This window comes from Coralloluteibacterium stylophorae, assembly GCF_018122625.2.
Lineage (GTDB): Bacteria > Pseudomonadota > Gammaproteobacteria > Xanthomonadales > Xanthomonadaceae > Coralloluteibacterium > Coralloluteibacterium stylophorae.
Genome location: NZ_JAGQFT020000011.1, coordinates 12,632 through 32,205, shown reverse-complemented (window position 1 = coordinate 32,205; position 19,574 = coordinate 12,632). Strand labels below are relative to the sequence as shown.

The following is a 19,574-nucleotide window of genomic DNA, read 5'->3' as shown; positions in this document are numbered from 1 at the left end:
GCTCACTCGCCGGTGCCGCCCGCCTCCACGCTCACCTTGGTCTGCAGGTAGAGCTGGATGCCGATCCGCTCGATCAGCTGCAGCTGCGTCTCGAGCCAGTCGATGTGCTCCTCCTCGGCCTCGAGGATCTCCAGCAGCAGGTCGCGGCTGACGTAGTCGCGGATCGACTCGGCGTAGGCGATGCCATCGCGGAGGTCGGCGACCGCGGCCTGCTCGAGCTTGAGGTCGCAGGCGATCGCCTCTTCCGGCGATTCGCCGATGAGCAGCTTGCCCAGCGCCTGCAGGTTCGGCAGGCCGTCGAGGTAGAGGATGCGCTCGATCAGGCGGTCGGCGTGCTTCATCTCGTCGATCGACTCGTGGTACTCGTAGTCGGCGAGGTAGCCCAGGCCCCAGTGCTTGTACATCCGGTAATGCAGGAAGTACTGGTTGATCGCGGTGAGTTCGTTGTAGAGCACCTTGTTGAGGTGCGTGATGATCTGCGGATCGCCCTTCATGGCGCTGCTCCTGTCGCGGGTCCAGGCGCCACTCTAGCGATCCCGCCGATGTCGTGACGGAATGGCAATCGCACGCATTTTCCGCACGATCGCGGCTCTCCACGACGAAGAAGGCCGCCCGGCGGCGGCCTTCCGGAGCAGGCGGCGGTCGCGCCGGTCAGGCCGCGACCGGCAGCGCCAGCCCCTCGATCCGCACGCGCACCCCGATCGCCGCGCAGGCGTCGGCCAGCACGTCCTCGGCCAGCCCGGTGCAGCTTCCGCAGGTCCCGGAGCAGCCCGTGCGCAGCGTGAGGTCGCCCATGCTGCGGCAGCCGCCTTCGACGGCGCGGCGGATGTCCTTGTCGGTGATGGCGTTGCAGATGCAGACGTACACGTCGACTCGCGGGACGGGGAACGTCGTACGATTCAATCGTGAATACGAATGATTGTCAATATGCGGAGGCGCCGATGCGCCGCGGTGGCGCACCCTGCCCGTCGATGCCGCGCGCCGCCTGCATCTCGGCGATGCGTTCGCCGGCGACCTGCCGCGCCAGCGGCGCGAGGTGTCGCAGGGCGGCCGCGTAGACGCTGCGCTTGAAGGTCACCACGTGGGCCATCGGGTACCAGAACTCGACCCAGCGCCAGTCGTCGAACTCCGGCTTCTCGCTGGCGTCCAGCCGCAGGTCCTCCTCGCGGCCGACCATCTGCAGCAGGAACCACACCTGCTTCTGCCCGAGGCAGCGCGGCCGGCGGTCGCGGCTGGCGCCGCGGTGCGGGAGGCGGTAGCGCAGCCAGCCGGGCGTCGAACCGAGGACGCTGACGTGCTGCGGAAGCAGACCGGTCTCCTCCTCGAGTTCGCGGTACATGGCCTCGATCGGGGTCTCGTCCGAGCGCATCCCGCCCTGCGGGAACTGCCAGCCGTCGCGGCGGATCCGGCGCGCCCAGAACACGCGCCCGTCCGGGCGCATCAGCACGATGCCGACGTTGGGGCGATAGCCGTCCGGATCGATCATGGCGCGGGCCCGGTTCGGGAGTCGGTCCCGAATCTGCCACGCACGCCGCCCCCGGACAAGTCGAGCTCCGTTCGGCCCGGATGCTCCCGGCATTGACAGCAGGGACGCCGATATCCAGAATTGCCGGCTCGCTGCATGGCTATGTAGCTCAGCCGGTTAGAGCACAGCACTCATAATGCTGGGGTCGGTGGTTCGAGTCCACCCATAGCCACCAAGCGGATCCGACCAAGCCCGCGCTGAGCCGCGGGCTTTTTCGTGGCCGTTCCTCCGACGGCTCAGGCGATACCCAGCCGCACCGCGAGGCCGCCCGCCCGCCGCACCGGCGCCTCCAGGGCGGCCCGCAGCGCCCCGTCCGTCGCCCACAGTTCCAGCGAGCGCCTGGCGCGCGAGAGACCGGTGTAGAGCAGCTGCCGCGACAGCACCGGGCTGTCGGCGGCCGGAGGCAGCACCACCGCCACGTGTCCGTACTCGGACCCCTGGCTCTTGTGGATGGTGATCGCGAAGGCGCCCTCGTGGACCGGCAGCGCGCCCACCGGCAGCCCGCGCACGGCGGGCAGGCCATCGGCGCCGACCGTCTCGAACCACACCCGCAGTCCGCCCTCCGCATCCGCCAGGCACAGCCCGACATCACCATTGAACAGGCGTGCCGCGTAGTCGTTGCGGGTCACGATGACCGGCCGTCCGGCGAACCAGCCCGACGCCACGCCCAGCCGCTGGCGCAGCCGGGCCTCGACCGCGGCGTCGAGCGCCAGCGCCCCGGACGGGCCTTCGCGCAACGCGCACAGGAGCTGGCGCCCGCGCAGTGCGGCCAGCGCCTCGCGCACCAGCGCATCGCGAGCGGCGAGCGCGCCCGGCGGCGCATCCGCGGGCAGCGCCGGGAGCGTCGGCCGCGGCAGCCCGTCGAGGAGACGGTCGGCCCAGCGCAGCACGACCTCGCGCAGCGATGCGGCGTCCGCCGGCGCGTGCCGCACCGCCTCGATGCCGGCGGCGCGCCAGGCGGCATCGAAGCCCGCCACGTCGCCCGCGCGGACCGCCGCGTGCACCGGCACCAGCGCGCGTTCGGCGCGGAAGCTGTGCTCCAGCCGCACCAGGTCGCAGCCGCCGTCGGCGGTCAGCACCGAAACCAGATCCTGCAGCGCGGAACCGGCGGCGACCGAGGTGAGCTGGTCCGGGTCGCCGACCAGGACCAGGGTGGCTTCGGGCCGGACCGCCGCGAGCAGCGCGCGCAGCAGCGCGAGGTCCATCATCGAGGCCTCGTCGACCACTACGACCTCGCCCGGCAGCGGATCCCGGGCGTTGCGGCGGAAGCGGTCGCGGCGCGGATCGAAGGCGAGCAGGCGATGCAGGGTCAGGGCCTCACGATCCGGGATCGCGTCCAGATAGGCCGCCCACTCGGCGCCGAGCGCCGGCGCCAGCGCTTCGCGCCCGGTGCGCAGGGATTCGACCAGGCGCTGCGCGGCCTTGCCCGTCGGCGCCGCCGCCTGGATCGCCAGCGGCCGCCCCGCGCAGCGCTGCAGCATCAGCAGCATGCGCAGCACGGTGGTGGTCTTCCCCGTCCCGGGTCCGCCGGTGAGCACGAACAGCCGACGCCCGGGCGCGGCGGCGACCGCGGCGCGCTGCGGCGCCACCGCCGCGTCGTCGCGACCTCCGAACAGCGCATCGAGGTCCGCACGCGCAGCCGCGGCCGGCGCGGAGGCGTCCCGTCTCGCCCGTACCGCGGCCGCGACCGCCGCCTCGTCCGCGGCATTGCGGCGCAGGTAGAAGCGCCCGTCGGCGTCGAACACGAAGGCCGCTGCCGGCGCGCCGGGATCCGCCGCCACCAGCGGCTCTCGAGTGAGCGCCGCCAGCTCCTCGTCGTCCAGCCGGCGCATGCCGTGACGCCCGGCGGCCGCGCCGACGAGCGGCAGCGCGCTGTCGCCGGCGCCGTCGGCGAAGCTGGCCCAGGCGGCGACCTCGGCGAGCAGCGCCGAACCACCATGCGCGCGCACCCAGCGCGCCAGCGCGCGGTCGAGCGGGCGCAGCTCGGCCGGCAGCGCGAGTTCCACCGCGGCGCGGACGAAGGCGTAGCCGCTCATGCCGGCACCGCCTGCTGCGCGAACACCGCATCGACCGCGTCGACCAGGCCGTCGTCGAAGCGCTGCGTCCACACGCCCGCGCCGGGCGCGAGTCCCACCGCACGGACGAACAGGTAGATCGCCTCGCCGAGATGCGTCGCGCGCACGTAGCCGGGCAGGCGCTGGCGCAGGTAGCGATCCACGGCCACGGTGTAGAGCAGCGCCTGGAAGCGGTAGTGGTGGGCGTCCATCGCCGCCGGCAGCACCGCGGGCGCATAGTCGGCGAGGGCTTCGCCGAGGAAGTTGCTCTTGTAGTCCAGCACGTGGAAGCGCCCGTCGTGGCGCAGGATCAGGTCGATCTTGCCGTTCATCAGGCCGCGCAGCACCGGCACCGGCGCATGCGGCACGAGTCCGGGCTCGCCGTGCGCGGCGCAGGCCGCGCGCAGCGCGCTCACCGGCACCTCGCCCAGCACGAAGTTGAATTCCATCTCGGCGAGCAGGTCGCGTGCGGCGACCGCGCCCAGGCGCAGTCCGGGCAGCAGCTCGGCGGCGAGCACGCCGTCCAGGCGCGTGGCGAGCCGGCGCGCGAGCGCCTCGGGCGCGATCTCGGCGCGCACGCCGGCCTCGCGCAGCCCGGTGCGGACGAGGTCGAGCTGCTCGCGCAGCGGCCGTCCCACGAGGCGATGCTCGAACACCGCATGCAGCGCATTGCCGAACTCGGCGCCCTTCACCGTGGCCAGCGCCTGCAGCTCGGGATGCGGCGGCTCGGGCGCGGCGGGCGCCAGCGCCGCGGCGATGGCATCGACCGCGATGCCCTCGTCGGCGGCCGCCGCCTCCTCCTGCGCCGAACCGGCGCCGGCGCGCACCAGGGCCGAGAAGCTGAAGCGCGACTCCGGCCGGCTTCGCGGCGGCTCCGGACGCACCGTACGCACGCCGACGCCCGGATCCGCGCTACCGCGGTAGCGTGCGAAGCCGGGATCCCAGCCCGCGTCCACGGCGATGCCCGGCGCCGCCGCAGGCAGCTCCGCGAGCGAAGCCCCCGTACCGAGCGCCACCAGCGCACGCGCCAGCAGCGCATCCAGGGCCGAACGCCGCGGATCCCCGTGCGCCGCCCGGGCCGGATCGCGCACGAACACGTGGCAGGCGTGGCGGGCGCGGGTCAGCGCCACGTACAGCAGGCGGAAACGCTCGGCCTGGTCCTCGGCCAGCGTCAGGGCGACTGCCTCCGCATGGGCGGGCCCGCCGATGTCGAGCAGCCGCGTGCCGTCGGCGGCCGTCGCCAGCGCCAGGGTGCGACCGGCGGCGGCGCCGCGCTGGCGCCACATCAGCGGCAGGAAGACCACCGGAAACTCGAGGCCCTTGCTGGCGTGCAGGGTCATGAGCCGTACCCGGCGCGCGTCGGACTCGATACGAAGCTGCTGTTCCTCGGCCGCCTCGCCCTCCTCGCCCTCGCCGGCACGCTGGGCGGCGAACCAGGCCAGCAGTTCCTCCGGCCCGGCGCGGTCCTCGGCCGCCGCCTGCAGCAGCTCGCCCAGATGGCGCAGGTCGGTCAGCACCCGCTCTGCGTCCGCGCCCTGCAGCAGGCCGCCGGAGGCCTCCGCGATCACCGCCTGCACCACCGCCAGCACCCCGCCTGCGCGCCAGACCTCGCGCCACGCGTGGAAGCGCTCGACCTGCGGCTGCCAGCGCGCCGGCGCCTCGCGCATCGCGCGCAGCGTGGCGTAGTCGCAGCCCAGCAGGCGCGTGGCCAGCGCGGCGCGCATGACCGCCTCGTCGCCGGCGTGGTGCACCGCATGCAGCACGATGGCGAGCTCGCGCGCGCAGTCGGTGGCGAACACGCTGGCGTTGCTCGCCGCGACGCAGGGCACCCCGCACGCCTGCAGCAGGTCGCGCAGGCGCTGGATGTCGGCGTGCCGCGGCAGCAGGACCGCGACGTCGCCGGGCGCCAGCGGCTGCTCGCCGAGGCTGGTGCGGCCGTCGCCGAGCAACCGCGCGATGCGGTTGGCGCAGCCGACCAGCGCGCGCTCGACGCAGGCGTCCTCCGCCTCCTCCTCGCCGTCCTCGGCGCAGGCGGGCTCCATCTCGTGCAGGAGCAGCGGCCGCGCGACCTCGACGCCGTCGTGCGCGAGGCGCTCGCCACGGCCGGCCGCGGCGACCGCGGCGTAGCCGATGCCGGAGCGGCCGTCCTGGTCGAGCGCCGGCCCCGCGAGCGCGAACAGCGCGTTCAGCGCCCCGACGAAGGCGCTGCTCGAACGGAAGTTGGTGCGCAGGCCGAGGCGCGCATCGGCGCTCGCGCTGGCGCGCAGGTAGGCGTGGATGTCGCCGCCGCGGAAGCGGTAGATCGCCTGCTTGGGGTCGCCGATCATCACCAGCCGCCCCCGCGGCGCGGGCGCGACCGGGTAGATGCGGTCGAGGATGGCGAACTGCAGCGCATCGGTGTCCTGGAATTCGTCGACCAGGGCCACCGGCCAGGCCTCGCGCAGGCGCGCCGCCAGCGCCTCGCCGCCGGCGCCGTGGAGCGCCGCGTGCACGCGGGTGAGCAGCGCATCGAAGGTGAGCTGGCCGCGCGCGTGCAGCAGCGCCTCGCGGCGCGCGAGCAGCTCGCTGCGGTAGCGCGCCAGGGCGGTCGCCTGTGCCGAGGCTTCGCGCGCGTCAAGCACCGCCAGGGCCTCGAGCGCGAAGCGGATCTCCGGGCAGCCGCGCACCGCATCCAGGCATTCCGGACGGATCTGGCCGTCGACCTCGAGCGCGTCGCGACAGGTCTTCGGCAGCTCGGCACCGCAGTCGCCGGCGGCGATGAAGTCCGCGAGCGCCTCGAGCTGGCCGCGGAGCTTGCGCTTGCGGGGCAGATAATGGTCGCGCGCGGCGAAGGCGCGGAGCCGCTCCGCCTGCTCGCCGCGCATGATCGCCATGGCGGCGTCGGGATCGGGCACGCGCACCGCGGTGTTCGGTGCGAGCGCCGCCCGCAGCGCCTTCTCCAGCGGCCCGCGGCCCGCGGCGAACCACAGCCGGTCGCCTTCGTCCTGCTCGCCCGGCGCCTGCGCGAGGCGGCGCCAGAGGTCGTCGAACAGCTCGGCGTCGAGCGCGCGCCCGGCGACCAGCTCGCCGGGCCCGAACGGGCTGCGGCTGTCGAACGGGAACTCGGCCAGGATCCGCCGGCACAGGCTGTGCAGCGTGGTCACCGGGGCGAGGTCGAGATCGGCCTGGGCCAGGCGCAGGGCCAACAGGTCGCCCGCGACCGCCTCCGGCCCGTCCCAGCGCGCCTGCAGCCAGCGTGCATCCGCCCCGTCCTCGCCCGCCTCGCCGCGCTGCGCCGCCAGCGCCAGGCGCTCGGCCCAGCGCACGCGCGCGCCGAGGCGCTCGCGCAGCTCCTGGGCGGCGGCGTCGGTGAAGGTGGTGACCACGATCTGCCGCGGAGCGAGCCCGCGCTCCAGCAAAAGGCGCAGGTACAGCACCGAGATCGTCCAGGTCTTGCCGGTGCCGGCGCTGGCCTCGATCAGGCCGCGGCCGCCCTCGTCGAGCGGCAGGTCCTGCCAGCCTGCGGCGGCGTAGGCCTCGCGCCCCGTCATGCCCACGCCCATGCCGCGGCCTCTTCGTCGTCGAACCCGATCAGCGCCTTCAGCTCGCGGCCGGTGGCGGCGAGCGCGGCGAAATCGCCGGCGTCGGCCGCGAAGGCGCGTCGCCCGGCGAGGAGCGCGGAATAACCCGGCGCGTGGTCGCGCTCGCCGGTGCTGAAGCCGCTCCCGGCCCAGGCGCGTGCGGCCGCGTCCGGCGCCTCCGCCGTCGCCGCCCACGAGGTCTTCGGGAAGTACCAGACACCCTCGCGGCGCAGCGCCAGCAGGCGTGCGACGCGCCGGCGCAACGCCTCCAGCATCGGCGTGGAGGCGGTGTCGCCGAGCCGCGCGCGATAGTCCGCGTCCCAGGCCTCGAGCGTCTCCTGCCACTCGCGCGCGCCGCCCTGGGTCAGCAGCGCGATGCGCAGCGGCGCGAGATCCCCGGGCGCAGCCAGCCTTGCCAGCGCCCATTCCAGGAACGCCGGCACGCGCTCGCGGAACGTCAGTTCCTTTTCCGCACGCCGGCCCGGGAAGCTCTCCAGCACCCAGCGCGTGCCCTGCCCGTCCACGTGCAGGCGGCCGAGTTCGCCCTCGATGCGCACGCCCTCGACCTCCAGCGCGACCTCCTGCGGCAGGCGCTGCGGCAGGCCGTCGGCGAACCCGAGCGCGCGCGCGCAGCCGATCACCTTCGCGACCTGCGCGCATTCGCGCTTCCAGGCCTCGGCCCCCAGGCGTCCCGGCGGCAGGACGCCGCCGAGGCGCAGCCAGGCCGGCGGCGTGGGCGGCAGCTCGCCGCCATGCGCCATCGCCTCGGCGAAGAGCCGGCGGCCGATGCCGTCGAGCGCCTCGAAGCGCGGGGTCAGCGGCTCGCTGTCGCGCAGGCGGTCGTCGGCGAGCGCGTCCAGGCGCAGGTGCAGGTCCTTCTCCAGCAACTGCCGGGCAGGATCGCGGTACCAGGCCTGCACTTCGCGCAGCGCCGCGGTCGCGCCCTCCCGGTCGATGCCGGCGCCGGACGGCTGCGGGGAGTAGAACGGCGCGGCGGGCGCGTCGGGATCCGGCCGCATGCGGGAAAAATCGGCTCGGAACGAGAACAGCCGCGGATCGCTGCCGTCGAAGTAGCGCGGATCGAACGGCTGCAGCGGATGGCGCACGCACCACGGCCGGTCGGTCCCGGCGTCCGGCGCCAGCCCCGCATGCGCGTCCAGCGCCGTCATCAGCTCGGCCAGCGGCGCGGCAGGATTGCGCGGACGGCCGTCGCGCACGCCCTCGCCGATGTAGCTCAGGTGCAGGCGCTCGCGCGCCGACATCACCGTCTCCAGGAACAGGTAGCGGTCGTCGCTGCGCACGTCGCGGTCGCCGAGGCGGCGATGTCGCGCCATCAGGTCGATGCCGCCGTCGCTGCCGGTGCGCGGGAAAGCGCCGTCGTCGAGGCCCAGCACCGCCACCACGCGGAACGGGATCGCCCGCTGCGGGACCATGCCGCAGACGGTGATGCCGCCCATCAGGAAGCGCTGGCGCTCGGGAACGCCGTCCAGGCGCGCGAGCAGGAGTTCGCGCACGACGCCGAACTCCAGCTCCGGGTCCAGCCCACTGGCCGCCGGCTCGGCAGCCAGCGCGCGCACGAAAGCCAGCAACTGGGCGTAGGCGGCCTCGGCGGCGGCGTCGCCGGGCGCGACGCGGAACAGGCCCTCCATGCGCCGCTCCAGCCGCACGGCCCACTCCGAGGCGGGCCGCGCGGCGGCGGCGTCGGAGCAGGCCGCCGCCAGCTCGACCAGCAGGGCGTCGAGCGCACCGGCCAGGGCGGCCTGCGGCCCGGCGACGCCCGCCAGCGGCGCGAGCCCGCTGCCGTCGGCCAGCTCGATGGCTGGATCCTCGTCCTCGGTGCCGATCGCATAGCCGGCCAGCATCCGGTCCAGCCCCCAGGCGAAGGTGTGCGCCTCCAGCGCGGGCACCTCGAAGCGGGTCCGGAAGTCGGCATCCAGCGCCCAGGCCACCCGCGCCTCGCGCAGCCAGCCGGCGACGACCTCGGCCTCGTCGGCGCCGAGCCCGAAGCGCGCGGCCACCTCGGGCACCGCCAGCAGGTCGACCACCTCAGGCGCGGTGACGCGCGCGCCCGGCAGTGCCAGCAGCCGGCGGAAGGCCTCGAACAGCGGGTGCGCGCGCGCGAGCGGCACATCGGCCAGGTGGTAGGGCAGCGGCCCCGCATGCAGGCCGGGCTCGCCGAACACCGCCGGCAGGAGCGGCACGTAGGCGCCGATGTCCGGCGCCATCACCACGATGTCGGCCGGACGCAGCCCGGGCAGATCGGAGAGCGCCGCGAGCAGGGCATCGCGCAGCGCCTCCAGCTCGCGCAGCCGGGTGTGGCAGGCGTGCACGCGCAGCGACGCGTCGCGGCGCTCCGCATCGGCGTCGGCGCCCGGCGCCATCAGCTCCGGGACGAGCCGGCGGATGCTCTCCTGCACGCGCTCCAGGCGCGTCGCCGGCGGCGGCGGTGCCTCGTCCTGCCAGTGGCGCACGTCGACGGCCGCGCCATCGTCGAGCGCGAGCACGAAGTGCTGGCCCATCCGTCCCCAGCGCGCCAGCAGCGGATGGCCCTGATCGAGGAAGCGCGCCTCGGTACCGGGTTCGAAGGCCGCCTCCTGCGCCAGCGCGCGCAGGGCGCGGCGGTCGTCGCGCAGCCCGGCCCAGTGCTCGCGGCAGGGATCCGGCAGGTACAGCACGACGTCGCGCCGGCGCGCGAGCGCGCGCAGCACCGCCAGCTCGGCGGGCGCCAGATGGCTGACGCCGAACACGTGCAGCGGGGCCTCGTCCGCACCGTCGCCGCCGCGCTCGAGCGCCGTCACCAGCTCGCGCAGACGCTCCCCGCGATGGGCCACGCCGATGTCGGCACGCAGCGCGCGCCACAGCGGAGCGAGGAAGTTCGGCTCCGGTACCGCGTCGTGGCCCCGGCGCCAGGCCTCCAGCCAGTCGGGGCGATAGACGAGGTACTGCGACAGCAGGCCGGCGACGCGGTCGGCCAGCTGCATGCGCCGGCGCGGCGCGTCGGCGCCGTCGAGATAGCCGGCGAGCGCGGGGACGTCGAGCCGGCCGAGGAGGTCGTGCACGCGCCAGCGCAGGCGCTCGCGCCGGTAGGGCTCCAGCGCCACCGCCGCCTCGCCGAGGACGCGCCGCGCGAGGTCGTCGAGCCAGCGGCTGGGCAGCGCGATCTCCAGGTTCGCCACCACCCCGCGCGGCCCGCGCCGGCGCGCCAGCGCACCGGTCAGCCACGCCTTCATGCCCGGATGCGCGGCGATCACCGTCTGCGGCGCCAGCACCGCATCCGGCGGCGCCTGGTCGAGCAGGGCCAGCAGCGGATCGAGCAGGGCCTCGAGTCGGCTTGCCCGGTACACGATCAGTCCCCGCTGCGCTGCGCCCAAGCTCCGCTCCTCGCCACGCCGCCGGCTGCACCGCGGCCAAAGATCCCCATGATGCCGGCCTGCGTCTCGCCGCACGAGACGCGCCGTCTCCGGCCCCGCCCGCGGCCCGCCGCCCGGCGTCCTCTAGAATGGCGGGATGCAGATCTTCAAGGTATTCACCATCGAGGCCGCGCACCGCCTCCCCAACGTGCCGCCGGGCCACAAGTGCGCGCGCCTGCACGGCCACTCGTTCCGGGTGGAGCTGCACGTCGAGGGCGAGATCGACCCGCACACCGGCTGGGTGATGGACTTCGCCGACGTCAAGGCAGCGTTCCAGCCGGTCTACGAGCGCCTCGACCACCACTACCTCAACGACATCGAGGGCCTCGAGAACCCGACCAGCGAGCGCCTCGCCGCGTGGATCTGGGCGCAGACCCGGCCGGCGCTGCCCGGCCTGGCCCGGGTCGTCGTCCACGAGACCTGCACCGCCGGCAGCGTCTACACCGGCCCCGCCGGCTGATCCGGCGCGACGCCTGCGGAACGCTGCGGTGCGCCGCGGCGACACCGCCCTTGTTGCGACGCACAAAAGGCTGTGCCAGCATCGATGTCGATCCACCGACACGAACCGGAGGTCGCTACCGATGCAGAGCCGCGACGATGACCTGCGCCGCGCCGCCCGGACGCTGGCCGAGGTCGTGGTGGAGAGCAGCGCGGCGGCGTTCGGCGGCCTGGAACGGCTGGCATGCCGGCAGGTCCGGATGCTGGACGCGCGGCTCGGCGACACCCTCGCCTTCCTCGACAGCACGCCACCCGCCGGTGCGGCCGAGGACCTGCAGACGATGTGGACGCGAGGGCTGGCGCTGGCGCGCGACAACCTGGAATCCGGCCTCGACATCGGCCACGACGCCTTCGAGGAGGTCGTCAGAACGCAACAGGACATCGGCAGGCTGGTCAGGTCCGGCTTCGAACGGGCCGCCGCGACTGCCGAGGTCGTCTAGTTCATCTCGCCTGGGTCCACCACGTACCCGGGTCCGCGCCCTCCCATCCCTCCCGGGAGTCCGCGGTTGTGAAGCCGCCAGTTCCGCTGGCGGTTTTTTTTTGGCCCGCCGGGCCTATGCCTGCAGCGCCGCGAGCCCGTCGAGGTGCCGCGCGCGATCCGCTGGATCCGCGTCCGGCGCGTACGGCAGCACGCCGATGCACGGGACCGGCAGGACCCGCCGGAGGATGCGTTCGTTATCGTCCGCGTGCAGCATCCCCGGCTCGACATGGCTCCCGATCCAGCCGCGCAGCGCGAAGCCGTCGGCGGCGATCGCGCGCGCCGTCAGCCGGGCGTGGTTGATGCAGCCCAGACGGATGCCGACCACCATCACCACCGGTAGGTCCATCGCGCGCGCGACCTCGGCCTGGTCCAGCGTCTCCGTCAACGGCGCCAGCCAGCCGCCGACGCCCTCGACCACCACCACGTCCGCACGCCCGGCCAGGACCGCGTGCGCAGCGAGCATCGGCTCCAGGCGCAGGTCGACGCCCGCCTCGCGCGCGGCGAGCTCGGGCGCGGTCGGCACCGGCAGCGCATAGGGATTGACCAGTTCGTAGTCCACCGGCGCGGAGGCGGCGCGCTGCAGCGCCAGCGCGTCCTCGTTGGCCCAGGTGCCCTCGGCCCGCCGCTCGCAGCCGCTGGCGACCGGCTTCATCCCGAGCACGCGCAGGCCGTGCCGGCGCAGCGCGTGCATCAGGGTGGCGCTGGCCACGGTCTTGCCGACGCCGGTGTCGGTGCCGGTGACGTAGAGGCCGGGGACGAATCCGGGACGGGCGGGCGTATCGGGCATGGCGGCGCAGGATCGGGGGCGCGCCAGTCTAGCGCTCGCGCCGCGCACGCCCGGCACCGCCGCGGAGGCCGCCGAGGCGCGCTGCTAGACTCGGCGCCCCTCCATGCCAGCGGACGCCGCGATGTTCACCGCCACCGACCTGTCCGGCGACAAGACCGAGCAGTACGCCCAGCTCGCCGAGCAGGCCCAGGCCCTGCTCCACGGCGAGCGCGACCGCGTCGCCAACGCGGCCAACCTGTCGGCGCTGATCTACCACGCCCTGCCCGACCTCAACTGGGCCGGCTTCTACTTCTTTGACGGCACCGAACTCGTGGTCGGCCCCTTCCAGGGCAAGCCGGCCTGCGTGCGCATCCCGCTCGACAAGGGCGTGTGCGGCGCGGCGGCGTCGACGCGCGAGACCCAGCGCGTGGCCGACGTGCACGCGTTCCCCGGCCACATCGCCTGCGACGCCGCCTCGCGCTCGGAGGTGGTGGTGCCGCTGTACCGCGGCGACGAACTCGTCGGCGTGCTCGACCTCGACAGCCCCGTGCCCGGCCGCTTCGACGCCGACGACCAGGCCGGTCTCGAGCGCCTCGCGCAGGTTTTCGTCGAGTCGCTGGCGTGAGCGTCAAGCTGCGCAACGTCGGGCCGAAGTCGGCGGCCTGGCTGCGCCAGGTCGGCGTGCGCTCGCTCGACGACCTGCGCGAGACCGGCGTGGTCGGCGCCTGGCTGAAGTGCCGGCGCGCCGGCTTCCGCCCCGGCCTCAACCTGCTCTACGCGCTCGAGGGCGCCCTGCTCGACTGCCACTGGCAGGACGTGCCGGTCGCGCGCCGCGAACAGCTGGTCGCCGAGGCCGAGGCCGGCGCCGCCGAGCTTCCGCTGCCGCGGCGCCAGGCCGTCTTCGCCACCCCGCTCGGCGAGGCGCGGATCGTCGAAGGCGCGGAGGACGCGCCGGCGGCGGACGCGCGCGAGGACTGAGCGCGGCACCCCGCCGCGCCACGGTCAGACCCTAGAGCCCCGCCGCCGCCTGCGCCACCGCGCGGAACAGGGCGCGGCCCTTGTTCATGGTCTCGTCCCATTCCTTCTCCGGGTCGGAGTCGTAGACGATGCCGGCGCCGGCCTGCACGTGCAGACGGCCGTCGTGGATCACCGCGGTGCGGATGGCGATGGCGGTGTCGGCGTCGCCGTGCCAGCCGAGGTAGCCGATGGCGCCGGCGTAGATGTTGCGGCGGATCGGCTCGAGCTCGCGGATGATCTCCAGCGCGCGGATCTTCGGCGCGCCGCTGACCGTGCCGGCGGGGAACGCCGCGCGCAGCACCTCGGCATAGCCGAGGCCGTCGCGCAGGCGGCCCTGCACCTCGCTGACGATGTGCATGACGTGGCTGTAGCGCTCGATCACGAACTGCTCGCCGACCTCCACCGTGCCCGCCTGCGCCACCCGGCCGACGTCGTTGCGGCCGAGGTCGATCAGCATCAGGTGCTCGGCGCGCTCCTTGGGATCGGCCAGCAGCTCGGCCTCGAGCTCGGCGTCGCGCGCCGGCGTGTCGCCGCGCGGACGGGTGCCGGCGATCGGCCGCACCGTGACCCGGCCGTCCTGCAGGCGCACCAGGATCTCCGGCGAGGAACCCACCACCTGGGTGCCGCCGAAGTCGAGGAAGTACATGTAGGGCGAGGGATTGAGCGCGCGCAGTGCGCGGTAGACGTCGACCGGGCGCGCGCGGAACGGCACCGACAGGCGCTGGCTCAGCACCACCTGGAACACGTCGCCGGCGCGGATGTAGTCCTTGGCCTTCTCCACCGCCGCGATGAAGCCCGAGCGGGTGAAGCCGGAGACGAAGTCGCCCTCGTCGAGCACGCTGGGATCGAGCACGTCGGGATAGCCGGCGCCGCCCTGGCGCAGGCGGTGCACCAGCGCGTCGAGGCGGCGCTGCGCCATCGCCCAGGCCTGCGACTGCGCGGGATCGGCGTGCACGATCAGGTACAGCCGGCCCTTGAGGTTGTCGAACACGGCGACCTCCCCGCTCTCCAGCAGCACCGCGTCGGGCGTGCCCAGCGCATCGGGCGCGACCGGCTCGCGCAGGCGCGGCTCGATCCAGCCGATCGTCTCGAAGCCGAAGTAGCCGACCAGGCCGCCGCTGAAGGCCGGCAGGCCCGGCAGCTGCGCGACCGAGTACTGCGTGCGCAGGCGCTCGACCTCGGCATAGGGATCGGCGAGCTCGCGGGATTCCACCACCTCGCCGAACTCGCGCACGGTGAGGGTGTGGTCGCGGAACTCGTAGCGGCGCCGCGCCGGCAGGCCGATGATCGACCAGCGCCCCCAGCGCTCGCCGCCCTCGACCGACTCGAACAGGTAGGTGTCCGGCCCGTCGGCGAGCTTGAGATAGACCGACAGCGGCGTGTCGAGGTCGGACGGCACCTCGCGCACGACCGGGATGCGGTCGTGGCCGGCGGCGGCGAGGCGGGCGAATTCGGTGGCGTCGATCACGGCGGGACCGCGTGGGGCAAAACGCCGAGTATGACAGCGGGCGGCGCAGCATGACCGTGCGCGTCGCCCATGCGAGGCTGCGTGCCGGGCTGCGACGAAGGTGGCATCGAGCCGACGCCGCACCGGCCCGAGAATGTCGTCCCACCCGCACTGGTAGCACGCATGCCCCGGACCCCCGGCTACGCCACTTCCATCGTGATCCTGCACTGGCTGCTCGCGCTGGCGATCTTCGTGCTGATCGGGACCGGCTGGTACATGGTCGGTCTGGAGAAGGGCACGCCGCCGGTCAGCGTGCACTACAACTTCCACAAGTCGATCGGGCTGATCGCGATGGCGCTGATCGCGCTCCTGGTCGGCGCGCGCCTGCGGCGGCATCCGCCGGACCTGCCGGGCAGCCTGGCACGCTGGGAGCGGCGCGCCGCGCACCTGGCGCACATGCTGATGTACGTGTTCCTGGTGCTGGTTCCGCTGAGCGGCTACGTCGCCTCGAACTTCTCGAAGTGGGGCATCAACTTCTTCGGCACGCGCCTGCCGGCCTGGGGTCCCGACCTGCCCGCGGTCTACGACCTGTTCAACGCGGTCCACGTGGTCGCGTCCAACGTCTTCGTCGGCCTGATCGCGCTGCACGTGCTCGGCGCGATCAAGCACCTCCTCGCGCGCAACCGCGTGGTCGAGCGCATCCTGCCGCGCGCGCTGCGGCACGAAGAACCCTGAGACAAAGAACGGCCGGCGACGCCGCCTGGCGCCGCCGACCGCAAGCGCGACGCGCCGGATCCGCCACGGGCCGGCGCCACCGCGAAGGCCCGCGGCGCCGCGTCCTGCGGCGGACGCGGGCGAGGGAGAAGGTCAGAAGTCGAAGCGCAGGCCCACCTGCCATGTCCGCGGCGCCCCCGGCGCGACGAAACGCGAGGGCCCTTCCTCCGCCGGTTCGACGTGGGGCGCCACCAGTTCGCCGCCCGGGAACAGGTCCTCGGCGACCGCGGCGTAGGTCTCGTAGCGCTTGTCGAGCACGTTGTTGACCCGCGCGTACAGCGACAGGCGCTCGTCGATCGCCCACTCCGCGCGCAGGTTGAGAAGCCCATAGCCGGCGGTGGCGAGATCGTGGCGCAGGTCGTCCAGGTCCGCTTCGCCCTCGTCGTCATCGTCGTCGCCGCCCGGATTGGCGACCAGGCCGTCCTCGTTGCCGGTGGCGACGCGGTCGGAGACCACCTGCAGGTCGGCGCCCAGCAGGAGCGCCGGCGTCGCCTGCCAGTCCAGGCCAAGCTTGAAGGTGTGCTCGGGCAGGCCGGCGATGCGCATGCCCGGCTCGAGTTCGATGATGCGCTCGCCCGAGAGAAGCTCGCCCCCGGTTTCGTAGGTCGCCTCCAGATAGCTGTAGCCCGCCCACAGGGTGACCGCGTCGAAGCGCTGCAGGTATTGCAGGTCGACGCCTTGGTTGCGGGTGCGTTCGACGTTGTCGAAGTAGCCCTGCTGCGAGTTCGGCGCGCGCAGAAACAGGATGTCGTCGCGGTTGTCGGCGCGGTAGACCGACACCGACAGCGCCTGCTCCGGCGTCGGCGTCCAGCGCGCGCCGACCTCGTAGGTGCGCGAGACGATCTGCTCGAGGAACGGATCGGCCTGCAGCCCGGTCGGCAGCCGGCACGGCTCCTCCGGATCGGCGCAGCCGAGTTCGATGGCGGTCGGCGCGCGCGTGTTCTGCGAGGCGTTGGCGAACACGCTGAGGCCGTCGTCGAGGCGGTGGGTGATGCCCAGGGAAGGATTGAGCTTGGTGTAGGTGAAGGCCTCGCGCGGACGCTCTCCGTCCTCGGCGGTCGACAGCGTGTTCTCCACCTCGGCCCGGTTCCAGCGCAGCGAGACGTCGAGCCAGGTGTCGGCCGTCAGCGTCCACAGGTCGCTGACGAAGACGCCGACGGCTTCGCTCTCGCCGTCGACGCCGGAGAAGAACTCGCGCTCCTCGCCCGGCACCGCGATCACCTCGCGCTCGGCGGTGAAGTCGCCCGGCTGCTCGAACTGCGCATAGTCGACCCGGCTGCGGTCCCAGCTCGCGCCCCAGGTCAGCCGGTGCGCTCCCAGCGCCTGGTCGAGGTTCAGCGCGAGCCCGTGCGCGCGCTGTTCCATCCGCGTGGTGTTGAACACCGCCGGCAGCAGCGCCGCAGCCTCGGCCGCGGTGAAGTCGCAGTCGTCGCCGAGCGGCAGGCCGCCTGCGTCGAAGCCGTCCTCGCACTCCTCGACGTACTCCTCGTACTCCTCGCTGGCGTCGCCGTTGACGGTGTCGCGGGTCCCGCGCCGGGTGTAGGCGAGCAGGTTCAGCGCATTGCGCGCGTCGAGGCGGTGCTGCAGGCGCGCGGTCACCATCGTGTTGCGGTTGCGGGTCAGGTCGGGCGAGCTGTAGACCGCGCGGCGATCGTCCTCGTACAGGCCCTCCTCCAGGCCCTCCTCGGTGTAGCGCCAGCTCGGCAGCAGGCCGTTGCCGATCAGCCGGCTGCGGCCATGCAGGACCGAGACATCCCAGTCGGTGGCCTCGCCCTCGCGGCCGGCCTTGAGGAAGACGTTGCCCAGGCGCCCCTCCGACAGGTCGCGCCAGCCGTCCTCGTCGAACAGCGTGGTCGCGGCGAAGGCATGGGTCCCGTCGGCGCCGGCCCAGCCCCAGGCCGCGTCGATCCGTTTGCGCTCGTCGCTGCCGTACTGGATGTCGCCGGACACGCCGGGATCGGTGAGGCCGGACTTCGTGCGGAACACCAGCGCGCCGCCGAGCGTGTTGGCGCCGTACAGCGGGTTGGAGCCGGGCATCAGCGCGAGCGATGCGACCGCCGCCTCCGGGATCATGTCCCAGCTGACGATGTCGGCGAAGGGCTCGTTGAGCCTCACGCCGTCGAGGAACACCGACACGCCCTGCGGCGCGCCGGGAAGTGCGGAGGCGCGGAAGCCGCGGAAGGTGATGTCGGTCTGGAACGGACTGCCCTGCACCTCGTTGCCGTTGACGCCGGCGAGCCGGCGGGTCAGGAAGTCGGTGAGGTTCGCCGTCTGCGCCGCCGCGATGTCCCCGGCGGTCGCCGTCTGCACGGTGTAGGGCAGATGGTCGGCGTCGACCGTGCTGCCGGCCAGCGGCGTGGCGGTGACCTCCACACGGTCGAGCCAGGTGACCTGGTCGTCGTCGGCCCCCATCACCGACTGCGCGCCGGCGGGCGCGACGACGGCGAGCAGTGCCAGGCGCACCGCACGTGCCAGTACCTGGGGACGACGGGAAGCAGACGTGCCGCACATGCGCATGGCCGGGCATCCATCGGTGGCGATGCACACACGGTAGGCGCCGCCGCGGCACCGCTCCTATGGGAGAAATTCCCGACGTCGCGGCGCGACTGCGGCGCTACCATGCCGCGGTTTCCACCGGCCGGATTGCCCATGCGGATGTCGCGTCTGCTGTCGCTGCGCATCGCGGCGCTGTCGTCGGTGGTGCTGGTCGCGGCGGTGGCGCTCGCCACCTGGCAGGCGCACGGCGACGTCGAGGACGAGACCCGCGCCGCACGCCAGATCGGCCTGCTGCTCGATGCGCTGGGCGCGCTGCAGGATGCCCCGCCGGACGCGGTGTCGCAGCGCCTGCGCGCACTCGAGGACACACTGCGCGACGGCCACCTGCGCCACCTGCGGGTGCGGATCCGCGAGGCCGGCGGGCGCGAGCTGGCCGCGAATCCGCCGCCACCCGCGTCCCGGCTCGAGGACTGGCTGCTGCCGCGCTTCGCCGCCGCCCTGCCGGCGCCCGCCGCGGCCGCGACGCACTGGGACCTGCGTACGCGCGACGGCCGCCGCTTCGAGGTCGCCATGCAGGTCGACCCCAGCAGCGAGCAGCGCGAGGCGCTGGCCGGCCTGCTCGAGATGTTCGGAGTCCTGGTGCTGTTCGGCGCACTGGTGCTGCTGGCCGGCTACCTGACCCTGCGCCAGGTCCTGGCGCCGCTGCGCGGCATCCTCCACGCCATCGACGGCTACCGGCACCAGGACTATCGGCGCCGCGCCCCGCTGGGCCGCAGCGACGAGCTCAACGCGGTCGCCGGTGCGCTCAACCACCTCGCCGACGAACTGGCCGACGCGCAGGAGGCGCGACGCGTGCTCAGCGCGCGCCTGCTCACCCTGCAGGAGGACGAACGCGCGCACATCGCCCGCGAGCTGCACGACGAGTTCGGCCAGGTCCTGACCGCGATGCGCGCCGATGCGGCGTGGCTGGCGCGCCAGGTCCGCGACCGGCCGGACCTGTCCGCCGTCGCCGAGGAGCTGCGCAGCCACTGCGAGCGCGCCAGCCTCGACGTGCGCAACCTGCTGCAGCGTCTGCGGCCGCCGGCGCAGGGCGACGGCGACGCCGTCCCGCTGCGGCGCATGCTCGAGGCCCTGGTCGCCGGCTGGCAGGCGCGGCCCGGGCTCGACCTGCGCGTGCGCCTCGCCTTCGAACTCGACGAGGACCCACCGCAACCGCTGGCGCTGGCGCTGTACCGGATCAGCCAGGAGGCGCTGACCAACGCCGCGCGCCACGCCCGCGCCGGGGAAGTGCGCGTGCGCCTGTGTCGCGACGCGGCCGGCGCGCTGCACTGGGAGGCCAGCGACGACGGCGTCGGCCTCGCCACGCCGGCGACGGAATCGGGCGAGGGCAACGGCCTGGCCGGCATGCGCGAGCGGGTCTGGGCGCACGGCGGCGAGATCGTCTTCGAGCCGGCCCGGCCCGGCGCCACCCGCCCGGGGCTGCGGATCCGCGCCCGCTTCGCACGGCCGCGGGCGTCGGCCGCCGGCTGATCGCGCGGCCGCGCGG

15 protein-coding genes and 1 tRNA gene are annotated in these 19,574 nt (G+C 74.1%); 7 read left to right on the top strand and 9 right to left on the bottom strand.

Features of this window, described 5'->3' with window-relative positions; translation table 11 throughout:
- Nucleotides 1-2: 2 nt before the first annotated feature.
- The 3 genes from bfr to KB893_RS15070 form a co-directional block, all read right to left on the bottom strand.
- Nucleotides 3-494: a bacterioferritin gene (gene bfr / locus KB893_RS15080; RefSeq protein ID WP_211925525.1), complete on the bottom strand. Its 492-nt coding sequence runs from the start codon at nt 492-494 to the stop codon at nt 3-5.
- Between the two features lie 157 nt (nt 495-651).
- Entirely contained in the window at nt 652-867 is a 216-nt protein-coding gene (locus KB893_RS15075) for a (2Fe-2S)-binding protein (RefSeq protein ID WP_211925524.1), read from the bottom strand.
- Nucleotides 868-922: 55 nt separating this feature from the next.
- Nucleotides 923-1,486, bottom strand: a complete 564-nt coding sequence (locus tag KB893_RS15070) for an RNA pyrophosphohydrolase (RefSeq protein WP_211925523.1) — start codon at nt 1,484-1,486, stop codon at nt 923-925.
- Nucleotides 1,487-1,623: 137 nt separating this feature from the next.
- Between KB893_RS15070 and KB893_RS15065 the strand changes: the two genes are divergently transcribed.
- Nucleotides 1,624-1,700, top strand: a tRNA-Met gene (locus KB893_RS15065).
- Between the two features lie 61 nt (nt 1,701-1,761).
- Here the strand turns inward: KB893_RS15065 and recD are convergent.
- Genes recD through recC form a run of 3 tightly spaced genes read right to left on the bottom strand, consistent with a single transcriptional unit; the run spans nt 1,762 to nt 10,510 of the window.
- Complete coding sequence (recD, locus tag KB893_RS15060; RefSeq protein WP_211925522.1) at nt 1,762-3,561, bottom strand: exodeoxyribonuclease V subunit alpha; 1,800 nt, start codon at nt 3,559-3,561, stop codon at nt 1,762-1,764.
- A complete protein-coding gene (locus KB893_RS15055; protein WP_211925521.1) occupies nt 3,558-7,121 on the bottom strand; it encodes a UvrD-helicase domain-containing protein in 3,564 nt (1,187 codons plus the stop codon). The genes recD and KB893_RS15055 overlap by 4 nt, the downstream gene beginning before the upstream one ends.
- Nucleotides 7,106-10,510 (bottom strand): exodeoxyribonuclease V subunit gamma, encoded by a 3,405-nt coding sequence (recC, locus tag KB893_RS15050; protein ID WP_211925520.1) that lies wholly within the window; start codon nt 10,508-10,510, stop codon nt 7,106-7,108. Before recC ends, KB893_RS15055 begins: the two co-directional genes overlap by 16 nt.
- A 136-nt stretch (nt 10,511-10,646) precedes the next feature.
- Here recC and queD point away from each other — a divergent pair, with 136 nt between their 5' ends.
- Together queD and KB893_RS15040 are read left to right on the top strand one after the other, a co-directional pair.
- Entirely contained in the window at nt 10,647-11,009 is a 363-nt protein-coding gene (queD, locus tag KB893_RS15045; protein ID WP_211925519.1) for a 6-carboxytetrahydropterin synthase QueD, read from the top strand.
- 121 nt (nt 11,010-11,130) lie between these two features.
- On the top strand, nt 11,131-11,487 hold the full coding sequence (locus KB893_RS15040) for a phasin family protein (RefSeq protein ID WP_211925518.1): 357 nt from the start codon (nt 11,131-11,133) through the stop codon (nt 11,485-11,487).
- Nucleotides 11,488-11,601: 114 nt separating this feature from the next.
- On the opposite strand, the gene bioD is transcribed toward KB893_RS15040, so the two are convergent.
- Nucleotides 11,602-12,315: a dethiobiotin synthase gene (bioD, locus tag KB893_RS15035; protein ID WP_211925517.1), complete on the bottom strand. Its 714-nt coding sequence runs from the start codon at nt 12,313-12,315 to the stop codon at nt 11,602-11,604.
- Nucleotides 12,316-12,436: 121 nt separating this feature from the next.
- Between bioD and KB893_RS15030 the strand changes: the two genes are divergently transcribed.
- Entirely contained in the window at nt 12,437-12,919 is a 483-nt protein-coding gene (locus tag KB893_RS15030) for a GAF domain-containing protein (protein ID WP_211925532.1), read from the top strand.
- Nucleotides 12,916-13,272 carry a TfoX/Sxy family protein gene (locus tag KB893_RS15025; RefSeq protein WP_338026975.1) on the top strand — a complete coding sequence of 119 codons (357 nt, stop codon included), beginning with the start codon at nt 12,916-12,918 and terminating at the stop codon, nt 13,270-13,272. Before KB893_RS15030 ends, KB893_RS15025 begins: the two co-directional genes overlap by 4 nt.
- Before the next feature lie 31 nt (nt 13,273-13,303).
- On the opposite strand, the gene trpE is transcribed toward KB893_RS15025, so the two are convergent.
- On the bottom strand, nt 13,304-14,779 hold the full coding sequence (trpE, locus tag KB893_RS15020) for an anthranilate synthase component I (protein ID WP_211925516.1): 1,476 nt from the start codon (nt 14,777-14,779) through the stop codon (nt 13,304-13,306).
- A gap of 162 nt (nt 14,780-14,941) precedes the next feature.
- On the opposite strand from trpE, the gene KB893_RS15015 reads away from it, so the two are divergent.
- Nucleotides 14,942-15,493 (top strand): cytochrome b, encoded by a 552-nt coding sequence (locus tag KB893_RS15015; protein WP_211925515.1) that lies wholly within the window; start codon nt 14,942-14,944, stop codon nt 15,491-15,493.
- Between the two features lie 132 nt (nt 15,494-15,625).
- On the opposite strand, the gene KB893_RS15010 is transcribed toward KB893_RS15015, so the two are convergent.
- Nucleotides 15,626-18,049 carry a TonB-dependent receptor gene (locus tag KB893_RS15010; protein WP_377731323.1) on the bottom strand — a complete coding sequence of 808 codons (2,424 nt, stop codon included), beginning with the start codon at nt 18,047-18,049 and terminating at the stop codon, nt 15,626-15,628.
- Nucleotides 18,050-18,181: 132 nt separating this feature from the next.
- Between KB893_RS15010 and KB893_RS15005 the strand changes: the two genes are divergently transcribed.
- Complete coding sequence (locus KB893_RS15005) at nt 18,182-19,558, top strand: sensor histidine kinase (RefSeq protein WP_211925513.1); 1,377 nt, start codon at nt 18,182-18,184, stop codon at nt 19,556-19,558.
- Nucleotides 19,559-19,574: the final 16 nt, after the last annotated feature.